The organism is Arthrobacter sp. 10N418 (genome assembly GCF_056394725.1).
In genome coordinates, this window is the sequence record NZ_JBFTIK010000014.1 from 47097 (window position 1) to 69871 (window position 22775).

Consider the following 22775-nt stretch of genomic DNA (forward strand, 5'->3'; position numbering starts at 1 on the left):
CTGACACGCCACGCGCCCGGTGCTACCTTGGGCGCATGGCCAGGCAACTGTTTGTGAACCTCCCCGTCAGGAACCTCGACAAATCCGTTGAATTCTTTGCAGCTCTCGGCTTCACGTTCAACCCGGACTACACCGATGAGAATGCCACGTGCCTGATCGTCAACGATGGCGCCTGCGTGATGCTGCTCGTGGAAGCGTATTTCAAGACATTTACCTCCAAAGACCTCGCGGACGCCACCGGCGCCACGGAGGCCATCATGACCTGCTCGGTGGACAGCCGCGAGGCGGTCGACGAGATGGTCCGCCAGGCCCTGACCGCCGGGGGTGCGCCCTCCCAGGAGGCCCAGGACTACGGTTTCATGTACACCCACAGCTTCCAGGATCCCGACGGGCACCTCTGGGAGGTCATGTGGATGGATCCCGCAGGGCCCCCGAAAGACGCCGCGCTGTAGGAGCCGGCCTGACCACGACGACGGCGGAGCCCACCCGGGCTTTCCGACGCTCCGGAGTGCCGGCCTGCGCGGAGCACCGGGGCTGGTGACCTTGGGTAGGCTCGTTGCATGCCTGACAACGTGTGGCTTCTGGCCCTGAAGAATCTCGGCGCCGACGCCCGGGCCATCAAACTGGGCGAGATCGCCGAGCTCGACGTGGGGGAGGAACAGCGGACATTCGTCGGGGATCCGCTGCGCATGGTCCTCGTGGCACTGGAAGAGAAGTCCCGGTATCCGTTCGTGGTCGACTCCAACGGGGCCGCCGTCGGTGTGCTGACCCTGCAGAGGGGTGCTGCCACCCTGGCGGGCTGGCCGGACGACGACTCCGTGTGGTTGCTCCGCGGCTTCCTGATCGACAAACGCCAACAGGGGAAAGGGCTGGGCACCCTCGCCGTCGCGGCCGCCGTGCGGGAGGCAGCGAAACTGACGGCGGGACTGGGCTCGGGACAGGCCGGCGTCGTGCTCTCCGTCAACGAACTTAATCCGGCCGGGCTGGCCGCTTACCGCAAGGCGGGATTCGAGGACCGCGGCCAATACCTGGCCGGTGACGCCGGGCCGCAGCGGACCATGTTTTCGGCGTTCTGAGCCGGGCGTACGGGACACCTGCCGGCTGACAGGCGAGGCCCCGGCTGCCGGGGAGGGCGGCTCGGGCGGCAGTGCTCAACGGTGACACCGGCAGGTGCAGCAGGCCAAAGGTTCCAGAAACTCGTAGTCAGGCTCCAGATCCTGGAACAGGGAACGGCCAGGGTCCGCCAGCAGCTGATCCAGCATCGCGCCGACCGCATCCACATCTATCTTCACCACGCGGATGACAGTACTCTCGGGGTACGACAAATGATGGGGGTATATTCGTGGGTTTTGTGTTCAGGAAACGGATCAGGCTCGGCAAGGGATCCGCGCTCAATTTTTCCAGGTCCGGGGCGAGCCTTTCCGGGCGGTTGGGGCCGGTCACGCTGAACAGCCGGGGCCGTGGAAGCATCCGGATCTTTCCGGGCCTGTCGTTCAGGTTCGGCAAGCGGCGTTAGCCACGTTCGCGGCCGCCGCTGCAACCACGAACCCGCCAGCCGTCGCGGCTGGCGGGTTCCTTTCGCGGTGCCGGCGTTATGAACCCGTTAAGACTTTCCCAGGGACACCGGGTGCGGGCCCTTGCCGGGGGTAGCTTTGTAGTGTGTCGTCCCTGCAAAGTCCCCCAATGATGCAGGGGCGGCACCTTTCGCCTCGCGCCCCGTGTCGCTGCACTCCGGGGCCGGCCGATTCAAACCTGGACTAGACCGGTTTTCCGGATCGGGGTTGAAGTGGGATTTTGCCTCCCTGCCCCCTTCTGCGATTCGCCCTGGCGCTGTAGGCTGATCGCACGCCGAAACAGGGGGATGTATGGAAGCCGGACGTCATAGTCGCACTCGCGAACCCGGCGGCAGCAGGGGCATCATCGAGCCGGCCGGCGCCCTGGCGCGGACACGTCCCGGGGCGGGCGACTGACGATGCGGCCAGTCCTCGTTTGTTCTGCGTGCGGATCAGCCGTTGCTTTTGCCCGGCTGAATTATGGCGGGCCAAACACCAATGGGCCGCAGTCCGAAACCCCCTCGCACTGCAGCAATCTCAATTGCCGTAACAGCGCCAAGCTCGCGATGCGCGCCCGCGAATGGTATCGCCGCGACTCACCGGAGGGGGAGCGCCCCGCCCGGTAAACGCCCCGAGGGCTCGAGCATTCCGGCACCGCGCGGCGTGCCGCACGCGATGCCGCGGCTGCAGCGGGGGTCTGCCGGCTCTAGGCGATCAGTGTGTGCAGATCAACTCCGAAGATGGCCACGAGCGGCCAGAGCACGATCGCGACCAGGCCTTCGAGGATGTTACCGGGAATATTCCATGCCACGAGGTAGCCGTGGGTGGCGGCCACGATCAGGCCGATGGCCAGGTACACGAACCCGATCAGGCCAATTCCCTGTCTGCCCGTTTGACGTCTGCCAAATCCGCGTATCATCGCTCATCTCCCGCCGCGGGGTGTGAACAAAATTATAGTAGTGTCCGACGCGATCGGGGAGGCCGGGAAACCGTCCGCGGGTTGTTTCCGGGCCGGTATGCGCGTCGTGGATCACGGACGATTGCCGCCGGCCCACGCGCCGTGTGCGGGCAGAAGAAAAGGGAGGCGGCCACCGGCACGACGCCGGCGGCAACCTCCCTTTGTTGATCCTCGGAATCCACGTTCTGCGGACTCCCCGTGGACTAAACCCTGTTTAGCCCTATGATCTGGCTAGACCCCGTAGTAGAGCTCGAACTCGTACGGGTTCGGGCGCAGTGAGAGCGGACGGATCTCGTTCTCGTACTTGTATTCGATCCAGGTGTCGATCAGGTCCTGGGTGAAGACGCCGCCGGCCTGCAGGAACTCGTTGTCCTCAGCCAGGGCGTCCAGGGCCTCTTCGAGGGTGCCCGGAGCCTTGGGGATGTCCTTGGCTTCCTCGGCGGGGAGCTCGTAGAGGTCCTTGTCGATGGGAGCCGGCGGTTCGATGCGGTTGCGGATGCCGTCGATGCCGGCCATCAGCTGGGCGGCGAACGCCAGGTACGGGTTGGAGGAGGGGTCCGGTGCGCGGAACTCGATGCGCTTGGCCTTCGGGTTGGAACCCGTGATCGGGATACGGATACCGGCGGAGCGGTTGCCCTGCGAGTAGACCATGTTGACCGGGGCTTCGAAGCCCTTGACCAGGCGGCGGTAGGAGTTGACCGTCGGGTTGGTGAAGGCCAGGACGGCGGAGGAGTGCTTCAGCAGGCCGCCGATGTACCAGCGTGCGGTGTCGGACAGGCCGGCGTAGCCCTTCTCGTCGTAGAACAGCGGCTGGCCGCCGGTCCACAGCGACTGGTGGCAGTGCATGCCCGAGCCGTTGTCGCCGAAGACCGGCTTCGGCATGAAGGTGACCGACTTGCCCCAGGCGTCGGCGGTGTTCTTGATGACGTACTTGAATTTCTGCAGGTCATCAGCCGCGTGGGTCAGGGTGGTGAACTTGTAGTTGATCTCGGCCTGGCCGGCGGAGCCGACTTCGTGGTGGCTGCGCTCGACTTCAAGGCCGGCTTCGTCCAAGGCGACACACATGGCGTCGCGCAGGTCGGCCTGCTTGTCGGTCGGGGAAACAGGGAAGTAGCCGCCCTTGACGGGGGTCTTGTAACCGAGGTTTCCGCCTTCTTCTTCACGGCCGGTGTTCCAGTGGGCTTCTTCGGAGTCGATCTTGTAGAAGCTGCCCTGCGGGGAGGACTGGTACTGGACGTTGTCGAAGACGAAGAACTCGGCCTCGGGTGCGAAGAATGCGGTGTCGGCAATGCCGGTGGATGCGAGGTAGGCCTCTGCCTTCTCGGCCACGCCGCGGGGGTCGCGGTGGTACGGGTCACCGGTGCGGGGGTTCACGATGGAGAAGTTCAGCGCGAGGGTCTTCTCCATGCGGAACGTGTCGAGGAACGCCGTCGTGACGTCCGGGATGAGCTGCATGTCAGACTCGGCGATGCCCTGGAAGCCACGGATCGAAGATCCGTCGAACAGTTGGCCGTTGACGAAGAAGTCCGCGTCGACGCTTTTGGCGGGCACGTTGAAGTGCTGCTGAACGCCAGGGAGGTCGGTGAAGCGGATATCGACGAATTTGATGTCTTCGTCTTTGATGAACTTGAGGACTTCGTCCGCAGTCTTGAACATCTATGCTCCTTACGCATATGAGAATAACTGGCCGTCAGGCACTATGGTCCAGCGCCGTCCGACAGCGGGAAAGCAAAAAGCATCCCCGCTTCGCAGTCGCTAGCAACTGTTACCACCCTAGGGACACGGGATTTCCCCGTAGTGTCCGCATTGTTTCGGGCACGTTACAGAATGCCCTAGGAGGTAAACCGTAGTCCGTGTCCATGGCGTGACCTATTCGGTTCCACAGTGTGAGCCCGGAAAGTCCACAGTGTGACCACTCCTGAACCGCTAGTCTTGGTGGGTGGTTGATCGTAAAGACATAGGCTCGTGGCTCAGCGGACCGGACACGTCCGGCATCTCCAAGTACCCGGGGGAGCGGCTGGGACTTCCCGAATCGGGGCCCGGCTCTATCGCCCGCGCAGGACGCCGGATCATCGCGATCTGCATCGACTGGGGCATTGCGCTGCTGATCAGCAACTTCGCGTTCGCCGGTAACCCCTGGGCCACCCTGGCCGTGTTCGCGATCGAACAGGCGCTGCTGATCGGCACGCTCGGGTACAGCATCGGGCACCGGGTCGTGGGCATCCATGTGGTGCGGCTGGGCGGCGGACCCGCCGGGCCGCTGGCGGCCCTGGTCCGCAGCCTGCTGCTGTGCCTTGTGATCCCCGCCGTCGTCTTCGACCCGGACCACCGCGGCCTCCACGACAAGGCAGTCAATACGCTCCTCGTCCGCCTGTAGCGGCGAATGTAACGTCAGAGGCCACGCCGGACGCGGCAAACGTGAGTGACGCCCGCGGACGCCCCGCCGTTCGTCCGGACCGGCCGTTCGTCCGGAACAGCCGGGCACGTCATACGAAAACGCCCCGGTTCCTGGCCTGATATGGCCGTGAACCGGGGCGTTCCTCTCAAGCGTTGTGGGCCTAGCGTCCGCGGCTCGGACGCGCCTTGTAGGGATCGATGCCCTTGGGGATGGGCAGGCGGCCGCCGAGCGATGAAATGCGCTTGGACACGGCGCTGACCTCGATCTTGGTCAGTTCGTTGTTCAGCTTGTTCATCTTCCTGGCGATCTGGCTAATGGGCACCTGGCCCTCGCCGCGGCCGCTCTCAATCACATGGATGGTGACGTTGGGCAGGATGCGGGCCAGGCGCTTGCGCTCGGCGTCGACGAGCGGCTTGACCCGGTGGCTGGGACCTTCGCTGACGAGCACGACGCCGGGACGGCCAACAGCGCGGAAGACGGCGTCCTGAGTCCGGGGATTCACGGCGACGGGCAGGTCCTCGGTGATCCAGCCGCGCTTGAGCGTGCCGAGCGCAGCTCCGGATGCGCCGGGCTGGTTTTCGATCTGTGCGAAGGCGGCGCGCTCTGCCCGGCGTGACAGGATCAGGGTTGCGGCGAGAGTGCCCAGTGCAATGCCGATGATCAGTCCGGTGATCCAGTTGTCCAGCAGGAAGCCAACCAGGAGGCTGACGGCCACGACGCCCAGGAATGCCAGCAGCATGAGCCACTGGACCATGGGATCGTGGCGGCGGGTCATCTGGAAGACCTCGCCGATCTGCTTCAGCCGGCTCGGCTTCTTGGCCTTTGCTTCCTTGGGCTTGCGGGAAAAAAGGCCACGCTTCGAAGCATCAGAAGCCGGGCCGGACGTGCTGGAATCAGAGGAATTCGCCATAGTGCCTTAATTCTACGTGATTCACGGCCAAGGGCCGGACGGCGGAAATGTCCGCAGTCCGGCCCTTGGCCACAGATTTTTACAAAATGATTCAGGAGTGTGCGGCGAGCAGCGAACTGGCTTCCTGCCGGGTGCTGCCCGAGGATTCGATGTGCGCGAGCTCGGCCGGGATTTCCCAGCCCTTCTTGCGCATTGCCGTGGCCCAGAGCCGGCCGGCGCGGTAGGAGGAACGCACCAGCGGACCGCTCATCACGCCGAGGAAACCGATCTCGTCGGCCTCCTGCTGCAGGTCCACGAACTCCTGCGGCTTGACCCAGCGGTCCACCGGCAGGTGCCGTTCGGACGGGCGCAGGTACTGGGTGATGGTGATCAGGTCGCAGCCGGCGTCGTGCAGGTCGCGCAGCGCCTCGGAGATCTCCTCGCGGGTCTCGCCCATGCCCAGGATCAGGTTGGACTTAGTCACCATGCCCAGCTTGCGTCCCTGCGTAATGACATCCAGCGAACGGTCGTAGCGGAACGCGGGGCGGATGCGCTTGAAGATCCGCGGGACGGTCTCCACGTTGTGGGCGAACACCTCGGGCTTGGAGTCGCAGATGGCCTCGATGTGCTCGGGCTTGCCGGAGAAGTCGGGGATCAGGAGCTCGACGCCGGTGCCCGGGTTCAGCTCGTGGATCTTGCGGACCGTCTCGGCGTAGAGCCACACACCCTCGTCGGCGAGGTCGTCGCGGGCCACGCCCGTGACGGTCGCGTAGCGCAGCTGCATGGCCTGGACGGAGCGGGCCACCTTGGTGGGCTCGAACATGTCCACCGGGGAGGGCTTGCCGGTGTCGATCTGGCAGAAGTCGCAGCGCCGGGTGCATTCGGAGCCGCCGATCAGGAAGGTCGCTTCCTTGTCTTCCCAGCATTCGAAAATGTTGGGGCAGCCGGCCTCCTCACACACGGTGTGGAGGCCTTCCTTCTTCACGAGGTTCTTGAGCTGGACGAACTCGGGGCCCATCTGGACCTTGGCTTTGATCCATTCCGGCTTACGTTCCACCGGGGTGGCCGCATTGCGCTGTTCAATGCGCAGCATTTTCCGGCCTTCTGGTGCCAGTGTCACAGTAGAGCTCCTTCGTGGGTCGCAACTAGGGCTTCTTCATTGTTGCGCAGTTCTTCGGTGATCCGCGACACGAGGTCGGCCGGGGTGACGTCCCGGCCGGTCTCCTGGGCGATGGTGGTGACGCCGGCGTCGGTGATGCCGCAGGCGATGATCTGGCCGTACGGGGCGAGGTCGTTGTTGCAGTTGATTGCGAAGCCGTGCATGGTGACGCCCTCATGGACGCGAATGCCGATGGCGGCAATCTTCCGGGCGGGGCCCCTGCTGTCCTCGTCGATCCACACCCCGGCCCGGCCCTTGATGCGCACGGCGTCGATGCCGTAGTCGGCCAGGACGGCGATGATGACCGCTTCGAGGCGTTCCACGTAGTCGCGGATGCCGGCCGGGTTCTTCAGTTTGATGATGGGGTAGCCCACCAGCTGCCCGGGACCGTGCCATGTGAGCTTGCCGCCGCGGTCCACCGCGACCACGGGAGTTCCGTCGAAGGGACGTTCGTGGTCTTCGGTACGTTTGCCGGCGGTATAGACGGCGGAATGTTCGAGCAGCAGCACGCTGCTGGGCGCCGCGCCGGCAACGACTTTTCCGTGGAGTTCGCGCTGGATATCCCAGCCGTGCGTGTAATCGATGAAGTCCGGGGCGAGACCCAGCTGGGAGAACTCAAGAGTCATGGCATCAAGCTTAGTCCCCGCCGTGGGCCGTAACCGATTGTGTGCTTAAGCTCTCAGGATGCCCGGTCCCCGCCTGCGTGGGAGATCTGTGGATAACTTCTGCAGGATCCGGCGGGATCGGCTATTCCTTAGGGTATGGAAGTAGGTAGGGAAGATTCCGGTCGGGCAGGCCACCCCGCCCCCGTCGTTCCGGGCTACGACGTCGGCCGCTTGCTGGGCCGCGGGGGCACCGCAGTGGTGTGGCTCGTCACCGAGCAGTCGACGGGCCGCGAATTCGCCCTGAAGTGCTTCCAGTCCGGGGACGGCGGAGCCGCAGGGCCTCCGGAAGCGGGACTGCGGCGTGAAGTCCAGGTCCTGTCCGCCCTGGACCACGACCACCTCGTGAGGGTCCACAGAGTGGTGCGCGTGCAGGGTGTAGGTGCCGGGCCCGGGCTCCTGCTCGACTACGCTGCCGGGGGATCCGTCACGGACCTCGTGGCCGGCCACGGCAGGCTGGGTCCGGGGGAGACGGTGACAGTCCTGACCCCCATCGCCCGGGCCCTGGCGTACCTGCACGCGCACGGGTTCACCCACGGCGATGTCTCGCCCGGAAATGTGCTGTTGACGGCCCAGGGCAAGCCGCTCCTGTCGGATCTGGGAGTCGCGCGGATGGTGGCCGACCCCGCGGAGGCATCGGCTGCCGGGACGGACGGCTTCCGCGATCCTGCTCCCGTGGACGCCGTCCGGGCGGGAATGCAGCCGGAGAGCGATGTCTACTCCCTGGCGGCGGTCGGCTGGTACTGCCTCACCGGCCGCGTCCCCGGCCCCAGCGCCGAGCGCCCGCCGCTGCCCCTGCTGGTGCCCGGCGTTCCGGCGGCGCTGGCGGCAGCGCTGGAGGCAGGACTCAACGAGGACCGCCGGCTGCGGCCCCCGGCGGCCGAGCTGGCGGCCGCGGTCTACCGCAGCGCCGAGCCGGTTCCGGTGGACCTCTCCGTTTCCGTCCACCCCACGGTCATTCCGCAACTGCTGACCCGACGCTCGTTGCCCCGGAACGCCAAGGAACGCAGGGCCGGCCGGCTCCGGAGCGGGCTGAGCGGGATCAGGCGACGCCGCCGCGCAGGACGCCGCCGCCGGCCCATGGGGATGCCCGCCGGGCTGGCGCTTGTCCTGGCGGCCGGTGGCGTGCTCGCCGCGGCATGGCTGCTTGGCGGCGTGCGCGCCCCGGTGTCCTTTCCTGCCTTCGGCCAGACCTCCGTGGCGGACGGCGCCGGGGCCGTGCCGGCGGCTCCGCCGTCGGGCGAGGCTCCGGAACGGGAAGCGGCGGCCGTCCATCCCGACCTCCGTGCCCTGTTGGATTCAAAGGACCCCGAGGACGCCGTCCGCGGCCTGGCGCGGCTCCGGGCGCTGGCGCTCAGCTCAGGGGATTTCGGGCTGCTCCAGGAGGTCAACGTCCCGTCCTCGCCCGCCGCCCAGGCCGACGGCGCGATCAGCTCCCGGCTGTCGGAGTCCGGGCACGTCCTGGCAGACTTCACGACGGCGCTGACGCAGGTGAAGGCCTCCCCGGAGGGCAGCCCGACGCGGGCCGTCGTGGCGATCACTGCCGTGCCCTCCGCGTACCAGGAGCGGGACGCGGCCGGGACGGTCGTCGCCGAAGCCGCAGCCGGAAGCGAAGTCCGGCTGCAGCTGGTGCTGGTCCCCGTTGACGGGCGGTGGCGGATCCAGGACATCCTCCCCTGGGATCCCGCTGCGGGTTAGCGCGGGAAGGCCCGCTCCGGGAACGTCAGCCCCGGGAAAGTCAGCCCTCGGGCGGCCTCCCCGGGCCGGCGGTCAGGAATCCGCGGTCAGGAGTCCGCGTCCCGCTGGGCCACCCACACGGCGGCCTGCGCAAGGGACGGGTGCAGCCACTGAAAGCCGGCGTCGCTAAGGGCTGCCGGCTCCAGGCGCTGGCTCGCAAGCAGCAGTTCCTCGGCGAGCTGTCCCATCACGAGGCGGAGCACAGGTGCCGGGACGCGCAGCAGCGCGGGCCTGTGCAAGGCCCCGGCCAGCTGGGCGATAAGCGAGTTCACATCGGCGCTTTCGGGGGCACAGACGTTCACCGGTCCGGAGACGGGGGCCGTAAGCAGGAACGAGAAGGCGCCGGCGACGTCCGGGAGCGTGATCCACGGCCAGTACTGCCGCCCGTTGCCGAGCGGGCCGCCCACCCCGAGGCGCAACAGCGGCATCAGCCGGCCGAGGGCTCCGCCGGAACGGCTCAGGACGACGCCCGTGCGGGGTGTCACAACGCGGACTCCGGCCGGCGCCTCATGTGCCGCGGCTTCCCAGTCGACGCAGATCCGGGCCAGGGTGCCGGCACCGGCAGGCGCATTTTCGCGAAGGACCACCGGGCCGGCATTCCCGTAGTAGCCGGAGGCGGACTGGCTGAGGAACACGGCCGGCGGGGTGTCCATGCGGCCCATGGCGGCCGCCAGGGTCCGCGTGGGCCCCAGCCGCGAGGCACGCAGTTCAGCAATCCGCCCACGTGTCCAGGGCCGGTCGCCGATCCCGGCGCCGGAGAGATTGATGACGGCGTCCGCTCCCTGGAGGGCGGAGTCATCGATACGGCCCTCGGCAGGGTCCCACCGGAACTCGGCAGGGGAGGCAGGGGCCCGCCTGACCAGCGTGGCGACGTCGTGGCCTCCACTGCGCAGGGTGCGGGAAACGGCGGTTCCGATCAGCCCGGAGGCGCCGGCAACAAGGATTCGCATGATCCATCTCACCATGCCCGGCACGGCGGGGAAACCTCCCGGGGGGAGGTGCCGTCTTGACTATGATCGAACGATGACCTCTTCGAGCTACTTCCGTTTCCCGCATGTGCACGGCGATCTGGTCACCTTCGTGGCCGAGGACGACGTCTGGATCGCGCCTCTCGACGGAGGACGTGCCTGGCGCGTCTCCTCGCTGCAGCTGCCTGCCCGCAACCCCCGCTTCACCCCGGACGGGAAGCGCCTCGTGTGGACCGTGGTGCAGGGGACCGCGCCGGAAGTCGTCACGGCGGACGTCGACGGCGGCGGGTACCGCCAGCTGAGCTACTTCGGGCACAGCTCCACCCGGGTCAAGGGCTTCACCCCCGACGGCGACGTCGTGGTCACCAGCGCGTTCCGGCAGGCCGACAGCCGCCACACCCACGCCTACAGCCTGCCCGTCACCGGAGGCTGGGCGCAGGAACTTCCGTTCGGCCCCGTCGAGTCCGTGGCGTTCGGTCCCGTCGTCGGCGATGAACGCCCCGTCGTCCTGGCCAGCGTGCTCTCGCGCGAGCCGGCCTGGTGGAAGCGCTACCGCGGCGGCGCCGCCGGCAAGTTGTGGATCGACGGCGACGGCAACGGCGAGTTCGAGCGTCTCGCCGCCGGGCTCGACGGCAACCTCACCGACCCCATGTGGGTGAACGGCCGGATCGCGTTCCTCTCCGACCACGAGGGCTACGGGAACCTCTACTCCGTCCTCCCGAACGGCTCCGATCTCCGTCGCCACACAGACCACGAGGACTTCTATGTCCGGCATGCCGCCACCGACGGCGATCGCGTGGTCTTTGAGTCGGCCGGCGAGCTTTGGCTCCTGCCGGACCTCGGCTCCGACGCCGTCAAGCTCCGGATTTCGCTGGGCTCCGCCTCGCAGGCGCGCCGCGCTGCCCCGCTGAAGCCGTCGCGGCACCTGGGCGAGGTCATTCCGGACCGTACCGGCGCATCCAGCGTGGTGGAAGCCCACGGCACGCTGCACTGGCTTCGGCACAAGGACGGCCCGTCCCGCGTTCTCGAGGCCACACCAGGAGTCCGGGCACGCCTGCCGCGGCCCTTTGGCGAGGGCCGGATCGCCTACGTCGCCGACCACGACGGCGTCGAAGCCCTGTACCTGAAAGCCATCACGACCCCGCTGCCTGGCGGTCACGGGTCCGCCGCGCCGTCGCGCCCGGCCCCGAAGTCCGAGGCCGCCGACGGCGGAACGCCCCTGCCGAAGCCGGTGTCCGCCGCAGCCCTGACCGGTTCCGGTACCCCCGCCCCCGTTGTTGCGCCTGTTGCCGGCCCCGCCGCCGGCACCGGGGATGACGCTGCCGACACCGTTGGCCCCGCGGACGCCAACGACGCCCCGGCGCAGGACGGCCAGGCCTCAGGACAGTTGACCAGGATCGACTTCCCCAAGTCCACCCGTACCAGCGCCATCGAGGCAAGCCCGGACGGCAACTGGCTTGCCGTCGGCACCGCTTTCGGGGACATCTACCTCGCCGACACCCGGACGGGCACGATGTCGATTCTGAGCAGCATCGGCGAAGGCAGCATTGAGGGCTTCACCTGGTCCCGGGATTCGGCCTGGCTGGGCTGGTCCGAGCCCGTCACGTCCTTCGGGTCCAGGAGCCGGCTGCGCATCACGACGGTCGACGACGCACAGATGGCCGCGGGGGAGAAGCGCACGATCATCGACGTCACCGACGGCCGGTTCCGGGACGAGTCGCCGGCCTTCACCCCGGATGGCAAGTACCTGGCCTTCCTCTCCAACCGCAGCTTCGACCCGGTCTATGACGGGCACTCGTTCGACCTGTCTTTCCCGAGCCCGATCAAGCCTTACCTCGTGGCCCTCGCTGCCGACACGCCGTCGCCGTTCGGCCCGACCGTCGATCTGGCCGTAGACGCCGGGCCCGCCGCGGCTGAGACCGGCAAGGACGACGTGCCCGCTGTGCGGGTCGACGCCGAAGGGCTCGCCCACCGCGTCATCAGCGTTCCCGTTCCCCAGGGGAACTACTCCGCCCTCACAGCGGCAAAGGGGGCACTCCTTTGGCTCGACAGCGAACTCTCCGGAGTCACCGGCGAAGGCCGCGCCAGCCTCGAGGACAAGAACGCAGCGCCCAGCCTCGTCCGCTTCGACCTGGCCCGGCGCAAGGCCGCCACCATCGTGGACGCCCTGGACAGCTACCGGCTCTCCGGCGACGGCGAAAAGACCATCTTCATCCAGGACAAGCAGGTCCGCGTCGCCCCGGCCGCGTCCAAGGCAGACGAAGAGTCCGGCGACCTGGTCAAGGTGGATCTGAGCCGCATCCGCGTTCAACTCGACCCCCTCAGCGTCTGGGGCCAGGCCTTCGACGAGGCCTGGCGCCTCCAGCGCGATTTCTTCTGGACCGAGGACATGGCCGGCCAGGACTGGGACTCCATCCACGCGCGCTACCGGCCGATCGTGGAGCGGCTCGGCTCGCACGACGACCTGGTGGACCTGCTCTGGGAGCTCCACGGCGAGCTGGGCACCTCCCACGCCTACGTCCGGCCGGCAGCGGTCTCGGAGAACGGCAGCAACGGACAGGGCCGCCTCGGCGCGGACCTTGCCTTCACCGGCGGCGGCTGGGAAATCACCCGGATCCTGGCGGGGGAGTCCTCCGACCCGCTGGCCACTTCCCCGTTGACCAGGCCCGGCGCCGACGCCAAAACCGGCGACGTGCTCCTGGCGATCGACGGCGTGGAACTCAGCGAATCCCGGACTCCCGCCATGCAGCTCTTTGGCGCCGCAGGCCGGGCCATCGAACTCACGCTGAGGAACGGTCCCGGACACGGCGAACTGGCCGGACAGCAGCGGCGCGTGGCAGTTATCCCCGTCAGGGACGAGGAACGCCTGCGCTACCAGGAATGGGTTGCCGCAAACCGCCGGACCGTCCGGGAAGCCTCGCAGGGCACCTTCGGCTACCTCCACATCCCGGACATGATGGCCAACGGCTGGGCACAGCTACACCGTGACCTCGACACCGAGACGGCCCTGGACGGGCTGATCGTCGATGTCCGCCGCAACCGCGGAGGCCACACCTCCCAGCTGGTCGCGGAGCTCATCGGCCGCAAGGTGACCGGCTGGAGCATGCCGCGCGGCGAAAAACCCCGGACCTACCCGCACCACGCGCCGCGCGGGCCCGTCATAATCCTCACCGATGAATTCGCGGGCTCCGACGGCGACATCATCACGCAGGTGTCCAAGCTGCGGGGGATCGGCCCGGTCATCGGCACGCGGACGTGGGGCGGTGTCGTGGGGATCGACAACCGCTTCGCCCTTGCCGACGGCACCGGCGTCACCCAGCCCCGGTATGCCACCTGGTTCGCCGGCGGCGTCGGCTGGGGAGTCGAGAACTTCGGCGTCACCCCCGACATCGAGGTCACGTTCCCGCCGCACGCCTACGCTGCCGGCACGGACCCGCAGCTCGAATACGGGATCGGCGCGCTCAAAGAAATGATCCAGGAGCTGCCCACCGACCGCCCGCCGCTGCGCGAGGGCTACCGCCGCGTGCGTCCCGCCCCGCTGCCCGCACGGAAGAACGGCAGCCTGGCCTAAGACACCACGTCGAAGGCCCCCGTTCCCTCCAGGAGGGGGAACGGGGGCCTTCGACGTAGACGGCCGGGCCCGCATGAGTCAGGCCCGGATGCCCTGGTCCTAGGAGGCCAGGGTGGCGTCCAGGGTGATCTTGATGCCGGTGAGGGCAGCCGAGACGGGGCAGCCGGTCTTGGCTTCCTCAGCGATGCGCTGGAATTCGTCTTCCGTGATCCCCGGAATCCGCGCGCTGACGGTCAGGTGGCTGTCCGTGATACCGGTGCCGGGCACGAAGGTGACATCGGCCTTGGTGTTGACCTCCTCGGGCGTGTGGCCGGCTTGGGCAACGGCGAGGCTGAAGGCCATGGAGTAGCAGGCCGAATGCGCGGCGGCGATGAGCTCCTCGGGGCTGGTCTTGCCCTCGGAAGCCTCGGCGCGCGCCTTCCAGGTCACATCGAAGTTACCCAGCCCCGAGCTGTCCAGGGTCGTGTTGCCTGCGCCCGTCATCAGGTCGCCATTCCAAACAGTGTGTGCGGTGCGTGTTGCTGCCATGTCCACTCCTCAAGATCGTTGAAATCCCGCAGACCCGGCGATCCGCCGGATCATGCCGTTCCTATCCTAGGGAATCAGCACCGGGGCCGCACGGGTGTCCGCTGTCAGTGGATTATCGGATCCGCCGCCGTCAGCGGCGGGGGAGGACTACTGCCAGAGGGTAGCGATGGCCACGTTGAGCAGCCCCAGGCCGCCGACACCGTGGGCGAGACCCGTGGAAACGGCTTCGCCCTTCTTGACCTTCCGGGCACCAATGAAGGCCAGCACGGCCACGGCCAGGCCGATGGCGAACTTGATGCCGAGCTTGAAGTAGTTGGGGTCAAAATCGGCCGGGTTCTGGTTGTGCAGAATCGGCAGGATTCCCATCATGGCGATGCCGGTGATCAGCTGCACGAAGGCACCGTCCCGCTGGCGGGGATGCACCGTGGGGGTCTTCATGTTGGCGATCCAGATACCGACCACCATGGAGGCGCCGACGATGTGCAGGAAGAGCAGGATGTAGAAAAGAATGGTCATGGGCCCTAGCTTAGCGACAAAGTGTCCATAAAGAGGGAGGGCACCCTCCCTGGCGGGAAGGTGCCCTCCACTGGCCGGCTGCGCGGCCAGTCACTGCGGGAACTGCGGTCCTGGCGGTTAGAGCCCCAGGTCTGCCTCGAACGCGCCCTCTTCGAGGCGTGCCTTCAGCGTCTGCAGGAAGCGTCCAGCGTCGGCGCCGTCCACCAGGCGGTGGTCGTACGTCAGGGAGAGGTACATCATCGAGCGGATCGCCAGGGAGTCATCGCCGTTCTCGTCCGCGACCACGACGGCGCGCTTGACGATGGCGCCGGTGCCCAGGATTGCGACCTGCGGCTGGTTGATGATCGGGGTGTCGAACAGGGCGCCCACGGAACCGATGTTGGTGATGCTGAAGGTTCCGCCGGACAGCTCGTCCGGGCCGATCTTGCCGTTGCGGGTGCGGTCCGCGACGTCGGCGATCTTGCCGGCCAGTCCGGCGAGGTTCAGGTTGCCGGCGTCAGCGATGACGGGAACCAGGAGGCCCTTGTCGGTGTCCACCGCGATCGCCAGGTGCTCGGCGTTGTGGTAGGTGATCTCCTGCTTGTCCTCGTCGTAGGAGGCGTTGACCTTCGGGTGCTGCTTCAGGGCCTCGGCAACTGCCTTGGCGATGAAGGGCAGGAAGGTCAGCTTGGAGCCGTTCTGCGCCTGGAAGGAGTTCTTGGCCCGGGCGCGCAGTTTGGCGACCTTGGTCATGTCCACTTCGTGTACCTGGGTCAGTTGGGTGGAGATGTCCAGGGACTCGCGCATGCGGCGGGCAATGACCTGGCGGATGCGCGGGGCCTTCTGCACGGTGCCGCGGAGCGAGGAGAGCTCAGCGGACGGTCGTGCTGCGGGTGCGGCGGATGCTGCCGGCGCGGCTGCAGCCGGGGCAGGGGCGGCCTTGGCTTCTGCTGCTGCCAGCACGTCCTGCTTGCGGATGCGGCCGCCGACGCCGGTGCCTGTCAGGGAAGCGATGTCCACGCCCTGCTGGTTGGCCAGCTTGCGGACCAGGGGAGTGACGTAGCCGGACTCTGCCGGTGCGGCAGCAGCCTGCGGGGCTGCGGGGGCGGGTGCCGGAGCAGCCTGCGCAGCGGCGGGGGTTGCCGCCGGGGCGGCGGGAGCTTCCTGCTTGGGCGCCTCGGCGGGTGCCGGTGCTGCTGCCGGTGCGGGTGCAGCCGGAGCTTCCTGCTCCGGGGCTTCCGGGGCAGCCGGTGCGGCGGCTGGGGAGGCGCCGGAGCCGATGACGGCCAGGACGGAGCCCACCTCGGCTGTTTCGTCTTCGTTGACGCGGATTTCCTGGAGGGTGCCGGCGAACGGGGACGGGATCTCGGTGTCGACCTTGTCGGTGGAAACCTCGAGCAGGGGCTCGTCCACCTCCACGGTGTCGCCGATGCTCTTCAGCCAGCGGGTGACGGTGCCTTCGGTGACGCTCTCGCCCAGGGCGGGGAGCGTGACCTCGTGGCCTTCGCCGGCGGGCGCAGCGGCAGGAGCCTCGGGGGCGGCGGCTGCGGGTGCCTCCGCTTCGGGGGCCGGGGCTTCGGCAGCAGACGGCGATTCGGCGGGTGCCTCGGCGGCAGGTGCCTGCCCTGCCGGTGCGGCTGCCCCGGCGGAGCCGGAGCCGATGCGGACCAGCGGAGCGCCTACTTCAGCGGTCTCGTCTTCGGCGACGAGGATTTCCTCGATCACGCCGGCGATCGGAGAGGGGATCTCGGTGTCTACTTTGTCGGTGGAGACTTCGAGCAGCGGCTCGTCCACCTCTACCCGGTCACCGACCTGCTTGAGCCAGCGGGTGACGGTTCCTTCGGTGACGCTCTCACCGAGGGCGGGCAAGTTAACGGATTCAGACATGTCGTCCCCGTTCTCCTTATTGATCTTTAGTGCGGATGATTGCTGCCTTGGTCGAGCTTAGTGCACCCGGCATTTCCGGCCGGGTGCACCAGGCTCTGAGTTCCTGCGGTGGTGCGGGCGGAGCTGCTAGCCGTGGAGGGGCTTGCCCGCCAGCGCCAGGTGCGCCTCGCCCAGGGATTCGTTCTGGGTGGGGTGGGCGTGGACCAGCTGGGCCACGTCCTCCGGGTAGGCTTCCCAGTTCACGATCAGCTGGGCTTCACCGATCTGCTCACCCATGCGGGCGCCGATCATGTGGACGCCCACCACGGGGCCGTCCTTCTGGCGGACCAGCTTGACCAGGCCGGACGTGCCCAGGATGGAGCTCTTGCCGTTGCCGGCCAGGTTGTATTCCTGGGTCTGGATCTGGTCTTCGCCGAACTTTTCCTTGGCGGCCTTCTCGCTGTAGCCGACAGTGGCGATTTCGGGTTCGGAGTAGGTGACCTTGGGGATGTTGACGTCTTCGACGATGACCGGCTTCAGGCCGGCGATCTCTTCGGCGACGAAGATGCCCTGCTGGTAGCCGCGGTGCGCCAGCTGCACGCCGGGGACGATGTCGCCGACGGCGAAGATGTTGCCGACGCCGGTGTGGAGGCGCTCGTTGGTGATGACGAAGCCGCGGTCGATGGTGATTCCGGCCTCTTCGTAGCCGAGGTTCGCCGTGACGGGGCCGCGGCCGACAGCGACGAGCAAGAGGTCGGCTTCGAAGGTTTTGCCGTCTACAAGGGTGACCTTGACGCCGTCGTCGTTCTGCTCGACGCCCTGGAAGAAGACACCGGTGGAGAACTTGATGCCGCGCTTCTTGAAGGCGCGCTCAAAAGCCTTGACGATCGTGGCGTCCTCATTCGGAACCAGCGACGGGAGGCCTTCGACGATGGTGACGTCGACGCCGAAGGACTTCCAGACCGAAGCGAACTCAACGCCGATCACGCCGCCGCCCAGGATAATCGCGCTCTTGGGGATGTAATCCATGGTGAGGGCTTCGTCGGAGGTAATGACCTTGCCGCCGATTTCCAGGCCCGGCAGCGTTCGGGAGTAGGAGCCGGTCGCGAGGACAATGTTCTTGCCCTTGTACGCGGTGCCGTTCACGACAACGGTGTCGGTGCCCTGGAGCTTGCCTTCACCCTCAATGACGGTGATGCCCTTCTTGCCCTTGATCAGACCCTGCAGGCCCTTGAACTTGCCGGCAATGATGCCGTCCTTGTACGCATTGACAGCGGTGATGTCGATGCTGTCAAGGGTCACGTTGACGCCGTACTTGGCCGAGTCGCGGGCGTGGTCGGCCAGCTCTGCCGAGTGCAGCAGGGCCTTGGTGGGGATACAGCCGTTGTGCAGGCACGTGCCGCCGAGCTTGCCCTTTTCGATGAGGCCGACGGTGAGGCCCAGCTGGACGGCACGCAGCGCGGTGGCGTAGCCGCCGCTGCCGCCGCCGAGTACCAGGATGTCGAATTCTTGCGCAGTTGCCTGATCGGCCACTAAAACGCTCCCTCGCGTGAACGATGACACGAGAGTACGCATCATCTGGTCGTGGACCCTGCCTGCCGTGATTGTTCCGGCCGGCCGGTTCCCTTTCGTTTGGAACTACTTGATTTGGGACTACCGGAGTTCACCTTAGCGAACCACTAATACATGCTCCACCTTGTCGTCGTGTTTGTGGAGCGCTTGTGTCCAGTGTCACGCGGCTTTGTGGCCAAGGCACCGGTGCCCTGGCCACAAAGTCCGCGGATCAGCTAGACGGCCGTGGCCAGGACATCCTCGACGTAGGCGACCAGGGTGCGGACAGTGCAGCCCGTTCCCTGCTTGTGGTTGTAGCCGTACGGGCTGCCGTTGTTGAAGGACGGGCCGGCGATGTCGATGTGGGCCCAGGGGATCTGCTCGCCGTCCTTGCCCTTGCCCACGAATTCGCGCAGGAAGACAGCCGCGGTCATCATGCCGCCATGGCGTTCGCCGATGTTGGCGATGTCGGCGACCTGGGAGTCGAGGCTGGCCCGCAGCTCCTCCGGCAGCGGCATCGGCCAGACCAGCTCGCCCGCGCGGTCCGCCGCGGCCTTGATCGGGCCCGTGACCGAGTCCGAGCCCATGACCCCGGCCGTGCGGTCGCCCAGGGCGATCAGCTGCGCGCCGGTGAGAGTGGCGACGTCGATGATGGCGTCGGGGTACTCCTGGCTCGCGGCGACGATGCCGTCGGCCATGACCAGGCGGCCTTCGGCGTCGGTGTTCAGGACCTCGACGGTCTTGCCGCCGAAGATGGTCATGACGTCGGCGGGCCGCTGGGCAGCACCGGAGGGCATGTTTTCGGCGATGCATAGCCAGGCGGTCGCCTTGACGGGCAGGCCGAGGCCGGCGAGGGCCAGCACGGTGTTAAGTACGACGGCGGCGCCGGCCATGTCGGACTTCATCTCGCCCATGCCGAGGTGCGGCTTGAGCGAGATGCCGCCGGTGTCGAAGGTGATGCCCTTGCCCACGAGGGCGATCTTGGCGGTGGCCTTGGCGGGCGTGTATTCAACTTTGACCAGGCGCGGCTGCCGGGTGGAGCCCTTGCCGACGCCGAGGATGCCGCCGAAGCCTTCCTTTTCCAGGCGCTTCTCGTCCCAGACGGTCACCTTGACCGGCAGGCCCTTGGCCAGTTCCTTGGCGGCCTCGGCGAACGTCTCGGGGTAGAGGTGGCTGGGCGGCTGGTTGACGAGCGTGCGGGTGGCGTTGACGGCCTTGCCGATCAGGGCGGCGCGGTCCAGGACCGGGGCCAGGGCCTTGTCCGTGGCGAGGTCGGTATAAATGATGACGTTCTTGACCGGGTCCTTCAGTCCGTCCCGGGAGGAGCGGTATTCGGTGAAGGAGTAGGCGCCCATTGCGGCACCCTCGGCGACGGCCGCCACATCGGCGCGGGACGCCGTCGGCAGGGCCAGGGTGACCGTTGCGACGCCGGCCAGCTGGCGCACGGCCGAGCCGGCGGCCCGGCGCAGGGCTTCCTCGGTGAGCGGCTGTCCGGCGGACAGCTTGCCGACGCCGGCGAGCATCAGGATGGTGGCTCCGGCTTCGGGCAGGCCCGGCAGGCGGTGGGCCTGGTCAGCGGCTCCGGTGATGCCAAGAACGCTCAGTGTTTCCGCCAGCGCCTCCGCGGCCTTGGCCGTCAGCGGGTTCTCCAGCAGGACGGGTCCGTCCGGGCCCTGTCCCACGCCGATGACGAGGGCGTCGCTGGGGGACTTCCTGAGATCCCCTGCGACTGCACTAAGTTTGACTTCGGTATTCTTGACCACGAGGACAGTCCTTTATTCTCTGGGATATTTCGGCAGGAACTGCATGTTCGGCGCCCTGCCATGGGAACCTGGGCCGGCGTCGGATTGAGACGCAACCTGGTGTCTTCAAAGCCGTCAATAAGGCCAGTTCCGATCGTAGCCTCTCCGCCGCGCGGGAATTCAATTTAATGAGAGCTGGAGCACACCCGGGGCAGGAATTAGCCCGGACTTCGGGGCGTTGAAGAAGTTATCGGCGGTGCCCCATGCGGTGCACTGTCTGCCCCAGGGTTTCGGGCCCGCCCCCACCGCCGCTACCGCGAAAGGAACGTGCCGTGATTGAACGGATTTCCGGCTCTTTGCTGGACCCCCGATCGCTTTATTCGCGTGATGCCGCGCTGTTCCACAGCCCCGGGCTGCGCGGACTGAACCTGGTCATGGGTTTCACCGGGTTCGCTGATGCCGGCCATGTCGTCAGGCAGATCACCACCGAATTGCTGGACACCCTGGACTCCGAGATGATTGCCGAGTTCGACGCCGACCAGCTCATTGACTACCGGACCCGGCGCCCCCAGATCAGCTTTGTCGAGGACCACCTGCAGGACTACCAGGCCCCGAGCCTGGCCCTGTACCGGCTCGTGGACGGGCTGGGAAGCCCCTTCCTTCTCCTTGCCGGGTTCGAGCCTGACCTGCAATGGGAACGGTTCGCGCGTGCCGTCGTCGGGATCGTGGAAGAGCTGGACGTCAATCTCGCCACCTGGATCCATTCCATCCCCATGCCCGTGCCGCACACCAGGCCGGTCGGGGTCACCGTCCACGGAAACCGGCCGGACCTGATCGAGGGCATTTCAGTCTGGAAGCCGACTGTGGAGGTGCCGGCCGCCGTCGGGCACCTTCTGGAACTTCGGCTGACGGAAGCGGGCCGCAACGTTGCCGGCTACGTGATCCACGTGCCGCACTACCTTGCCGAGGCCGAATACCCGACGGCCGCCGTGGCCGGACTGGAGTACCTGGGCGCGGCCACCTCGCTCATGCTTCCCACAGACCGGCTCCGGGAGGCCGGCCGGGAGGTGGGCCGCCAGATCGCCGAGCAGATTGACGCCTCGGAGGAAGTCCAGCAGGTTGTGGCCCGGCTGGAGACGCGGTATGACGAGAAGGCTGAAGGGACAGTGCGGCGATCCCTGCTCGCCGACGAGAACGACCAGCTTCCCAATGCTGACGCGCTCGGCGCAGCAGTCGAGGCCTATCTGGCTCGTAAAGAACCCGGAGAATAAATACTATTTATCCGAGGGCGGGCATAATGGGGGAGTGACTTCCCCCCGCGCCTGGCTGATCTGGATCATCGGGATCTTCGCGTACCTCGTGGCAGTCAGCCAGCGAACGTCCTTCGGTGTCGTGGGCCTGGAAGCCACGGCGCGCTTCCATGCCAGCGCGGCCCAGATCTCCTTCTTCACCGTGCTTCAGCTGCTCGTCTATGCCGCCCTGCAGATCCCGGTAGGAGTGCTCGTGGACCGGTTCGGCTCCCGGGCCATGGTGGCCGGCGGCGCCATTCTGATGGGACTCGGCCAGCTCCAGCTGGCGTTTGCGGACAACATTCCGGGCGGCGTCATGGGGCGCGTGCTCGTCGGCGCGGGCGACGCCATGACCTTCATCTCCGTGATCAGGCTCCTCCCGCTGTGGTTCGCCCCCGCCCGGGTGCCGCTGCTCACGCAGCTGACCGGTATGTCCGGGCAGCTGGGGCAGCTCTTCAGCGTCGTGCCGTTCGCCATGATCCTGCACTCGGCCGGCTGGACGCCTGCCTTCCTGACGCTCGCCGCGATGTCCGCACTTGCTGCGGTCCTGGTGCTCGTCCTGCTCCAGGACCTGCCTCCGGGGCATCCGGCACCCCAGCCCCTGCAAGGCCTGCGTGCCACGGGCATTTCGCTTGGGCATGCGTGGCGGCAGCCGGGAACCCGGCTCGGCCTGTGGAGCCACTTCACCGTCCAGTTCAGCGGCACGGTCTTCGCCATGACCTGGGGTTACCCTTTCCTGATTTCGGCCGAGGGACTCGACGGCGGGACCGTTTCGGCTCTCATGACGCTCTACGTGGCTTCCGCCATCGCCGCCGGCCCGCTCATGGGCAGCTTCGTTGCCCGGCACCCCCTGCGGCGTTCCACCATGGTGCTGCTGATCTCGGCCGCCACGGGCGCGGCCTGGGCGGCGGTGCTGCTGATGCCGGGCCGGTCCCCGCTGTGGCTGCTGGCGGGATTGGTCGTGGTGCTGGCCGTGGGGGGTCCCGGTTCCATGATCGGCTTCGACTTCGCACGGACCTTCAACCCGGCCCACCGGCTCGGGACAGCGACGGGGATCGTGAACGTGGGCGGCTTCATTGCCTCCCTCGTGGCCATCTTCCTGATCGGCCTCGTGCTCGACGTCCTGCACTCCACCGGGTTCTCCCATGGCGAGCTGTATGGCCTTGAGCCGTTCCGCATCGCCTTGGGCGTGCAGTTCCTGCTGCTGGCGGGCGGTGCCGGTGCCATCCTCGCGACCCGGCGGAAGGTCCGCCGCCAGATGGCGGCCCAGGGAACTGTTGTGCCGCCGCTGCTGACTGCCCTGGCCCGGCAGCGCCGGCTCAATGTGGAGCGCCGCCGCACCCCGTGACGCCTGATCCTCCAGGGTTGTCCACATAGCGGCTTTCCGGGCTTACACACGGACCCGGCCG

18 protein-coding genes and 1 pseudogene are annotated in these 22775 nt (G+C 67.4%); 8 read left to right on the top strand and 11 right to left on the bottom strand.

Annotation, left to right across the window (positions count from 1 at the left end; genetic code table 11):
* Window positions 1–35: 35 nt before the first annotated feature.
* From AC1DCZ_RS12810 to AC1DCZ_RS12820, 3 genes are all read left to right on the top strand, one after another.
* Entirely contained in the window at window positions 36–452 is a 417-nt protein-coding gene (locus AC1DCZ_RS12810; protein WP_476896095.1) for a VOC family protein, read from the top strand.
* A gap of 108 nt (window positions 453–560) precedes the next feature.
* Window positions 561–1076 carry a GNAT family N-acetyltransferase gene (locus AC1DCZ_RS12815; RefSeq protein ID WP_476974923.1) on the top strand — a complete coding sequence of 172 codons (516 nt, stop codon included), beginning with the start codon at window positions 561–563 and terminating at the stop codon, window positions 1074–1076.
* Between the two features lie 275 nt (window positions 1077–1351).
* Entirely contained in the window at window positions 1352–1516 is a 165-nt protein-coding gene (locus AC1DCZ_RS12820) for a DUF4236 domain-containing protein (RefSeq protein WP_476974924.1), read from the top strand.
* 743 nt (window positions 1517–2259) lie between these two features.
* On the opposite strand, the gene AC1DCZ_RS12825 is transcribed toward AC1DCZ_RS12820, so the two are convergent.
* Both AC1DCZ_RS12825 and glnA read right to left on the bottom strand, forming a co-directional pair.
* Window positions 2260–2472, bottom strand: a complete 213-nt coding sequence (locus AC1DCZ_RS12825; RefSeq protein ID WP_476974925.1) for a hypothetical protein — start codon at window positions 2470–2472, stop codon at window positions 2260–2262.
* A 270-nt stretch (window positions 2473–2742) separates the two neighbouring features.
* Window positions 2743–4167 carry a type I glutamate--ammonia ligase gene (glnA, locus tag AC1DCZ_RS12830; protein WP_476974926.1) on the bottom strand — a complete coding sequence of 475 codons (1425 nt, stop codon included), beginning with the start codon at window positions 4165–4167 and terminating at the stop codon, window positions 2743–2745.
* A gap of 283 nt (window positions 4168–4450) precedes the next feature.
* Here glnA and AC1DCZ_RS12835 point away from each other — a divergent pair, with 283 nt between their 5' ends.
* Window positions 4451–4888 carry an RDD family protein gene (locus tag AC1DCZ_RS12835; RefSeq protein WP_476974927.1) on the top strand — a complete coding sequence of 146 codons (438 nt, stop codon included), beginning with the start codon at window positions 4451–4453 and terminating at the stop codon, window positions 4886–4888.
* A gap of 181 nt (window positions 4889–5069) precedes the next feature.
* On the opposite strand, the gene AC1DCZ_RS12840 is transcribed toward AC1DCZ_RS12835, so the two are convergent.
* From AC1DCZ_RS12840 to lipB, 3 genes and pseudogenes are all read right to left on the bottom strand, one after another.
* A complete protein-coding gene (locus AC1DCZ_RS12840) occupies window positions 5070–5819 on the bottom strand; it encodes a DUF4191 domain-containing protein (protein ID WP_476974928.1) in 750 nt (249 codons plus the stop codon).
* A gap of 91 nt (window positions 5820–5910) precedes the next feature.
* Window positions 5911–6918 carry a lipoyl synthase gene (gene lipA / locus AC1DCZ_RS12845; protein ID WP_476896102.1) on the bottom strand — a complete coding sequence of 336 codons (1008 nt, stop codon included), beginning with the start codon at window positions 6916–6918 and terminating at the stop codon, window positions 5911–5913.
* Window positions 6915–7604: pseudogene (lipB, locus tag AC1DCZ_RS12850) on the bottom strand (lipoyl(octanoyl) transferase LipB); the annotation flags it as partial. The pseudogene lipB and the gene lipA, both read right to left, overlap by 4 nt.
* Window positions 7605–7718: 114 nt before the next feature.
* Between lipB and AC1DCZ_RS12855 the strand changes: the two are divergent.
* The gene (locus tag AC1DCZ_RS12855) at window positions 7719–9317 is read left to right on the top strand and encodes a serine/threonine-protein kinase (protein WP_476974929.1); all 1599 of its coding nucleotides are present in this window, start codon (window positions 7719–7721) and stop codon (window positions 9315–9317) included.
* A gap of 86 nt (window positions 9318–9403) precedes the next feature.
* Here the strand turns inward: AC1DCZ_RS12855 and AC1DCZ_RS12860 are convergent, their stop codons facing one another.
* Window positions 9404–10306, bottom strand: a complete 903-nt coding sequence (locus AC1DCZ_RS12860) for a TIGR01777 family oxidoreductase (RefSeq protein WP_476974930.1) — start codon at window positions 10304–10306, stop codon at window positions 9404–9406.
* A gap of 73 nt (window positions 10307–10379) precedes the next feature.
* Here AC1DCZ_RS12860 and AC1DCZ_RS12865 point away from each other — a divergent pair, with 73 nt between their 5' ends.
* The gene (locus AC1DCZ_RS12865) at window positions 10380–13895 is read left to right on the top strand and encodes a S41 family peptidase (RefSeq protein WP_476974931.1); all 3516 of its coding nucleotides are present in this window, start codon (window positions 10380–10382) and stop codon (window positions 13893–13895) included.
* Between the two features lie 99 nt (window positions 13896–13994).
* On the opposite strand, the gene AC1DCZ_RS12870 is transcribed toward AC1DCZ_RS12865, so the two are convergent.
* The 5 genes from AC1DCZ_RS12870 to AC1DCZ_RS12890 all read right to left on the bottom strand — a co-directional run bounded on the left by AC1DCZ_RS12870 (window position 13995) and on the right by AC1DCZ_RS12890 (window position 20098).
* A complete protein-coding gene (locus tag AC1DCZ_RS12870; protein WP_476896106.1) occupies window positions 13995–14423 on the bottom strand; it encodes an OsmC family protein in 429 nt (142 codons plus the stop codon).
* A 147-nt stretch (window positions 14424–14570) separates the two neighbouring features.
* Complete coding sequence (locus AC1DCZ_RS12875) at window positions 14571–14939, bottom strand: hypothetical protein (protein ID WP_476974932.1); 369 nt, start codon at window positions 14937–14939, stop codon at window positions 14571–14573.
* A gap of 117 nt (window positions 14940–15056) precedes the next feature.
* The gene (gene sucB, locus AC1DCZ_RS12880; RefSeq protein ID WP_476974933.1) at window positions 15057–16805 is read right to left on the bottom strand and encodes a 2-oxoglutarate dehydrogenase, E2 component, dihydrolipoamide succinyltransferase; all 1749 of its coding nucleotides are present in this window, start codon (window positions 16803–16805) and stop codon (window positions 15057–15059) included.
* A gap of 126 nt (window positions 16806–16931) precedes the next feature.
* Window positions 16932–18317: a dihydrolipoyl dehydrogenase gene (gene lpdA / locus AC1DCZ_RS12885; RefSeq protein ID WP_018772391.1), complete on the bottom strand. Its 1386-nt coding sequence runs from the start codon at window positions 18315–18317 to the stop codon at window positions 16932–16934.
* A gap of 254 nt (window positions 18318–18571) precedes the next feature.
* Complete coding sequence (locus AC1DCZ_RS12890) at window positions 18572–20098, bottom strand: leucyl aminopeptidase (RefSeq protein ID WP_476974934.1); 1527 nt, start codon at window positions 20096–20098, stop codon at window positions 18572–18574.
* A gap of 311 nt (window positions 20099–20409) precedes the next feature.
* Between AC1DCZ_RS12890 and AC1DCZ_RS12895 the strand changes: the two genes are divergently transcribed.
* Window positions 20410–21348, top strand: coding sequence for a proteasome assembly chaperone family protein (locus AC1DCZ_RS12895; RefSeq protein ID WP_476974935.1), 939 nt, complete (start codon window positions 20410–20412; stop codon window positions 21346–21348).
* 34 nt (window positions 21349–21382) lie between these two features.
* The gene (locus AC1DCZ_RS12900; protein ID WP_476974936.1) at window positions 21383–22714 is read left to right on the top strand and encodes an MFS transporter; all 1332 of its coding nucleotides are present in this window, start codon (window positions 21383–21385) and stop codon (window positions 22712–22714) included.
* Window positions 22715–22775: the final 61 nt, after the last annotated feature.

Bases quoted from the DNA above. Each gene is read 5' to 3' on its own strand.
- AC1DCZ_RS12810 (WP_476896095.1), top strand. From the start codon at position 36: ATGGCCAGGCAACTGTTTGTGAACCTCCCCGTCAGGAACCTCGACAAA.
- AC1DCZ_RS12860 (WP_476974930.1), bottom strand. From the start codon at position 10,306: ATGCGAATCCTTGTTGCCGGCGCCTCCGGGCTGATCGGAACCGCCGTT.
- AC1DCZ_RS12875 (WP_476974932.1), bottom strand. From the start codon at position 14,939: ATGACCATTCTTTTCTACATCCTGCTCTTCCTGCACATCGTCGGCGCC.
- AC1DCZ_RS12870 (WP_476896106.1), bottom strand. From the start codon at position 14,423: ATGGCAGCAACACGCACCGCACACACTGTTTGGAATGGCGACCTGATG.
- AC1DCZ_RS12855 (WP_476974929.1), top strand. From the start codon at position 7,719: ATGGAAGTAGGTAGGGAAGATTCCGGTCGGGCAGGCCACCCCGCCCCC.
- AC1DCZ_RS12825 (WP_476974925.1), bottom strand. From the start codon at position 2,472: ATGATACGCGGATTTGGCAGACGTCAAACGGGCAGACAGGGAATTGGC.
- glnA (WP_476974926.1), bottom strand. From the start codon at position 4,167: ATGTTCAAGACTGCGGACGAAGTCCTCAAGTTCATCAAAGACGAAGAC.
- sucB (WP_476974933.1), bottom strand. From the start codon at position 16,805: ATGTCTGAATCCGTTAACTTGCCCGCCCTCGGTGAGAGCGTCACCGAA.
- AC1DCZ_RS12815 (WP_476974923.1), top strand. From the start codon at position 561: ATGCCTGACAACGTGTGGCTTCTGGCCCTGAAGAATCTCGGCGCCGAC.
- AC1DCZ_RS12865 (WP_476974931.1), top strand. From the start codon at position 10,380: ATGACCTCTTCGAGCTACTTCCGTTTCCCGCATGTGCACGGCGATCTG.
- AC1DCZ_RS12840 (WP_476974928.1), bottom strand. From the start codon at position 5,819: ATGGCGAATTCCTCTGATTCCAGCACGTCCGGCCCGGCTTCTGATGCT.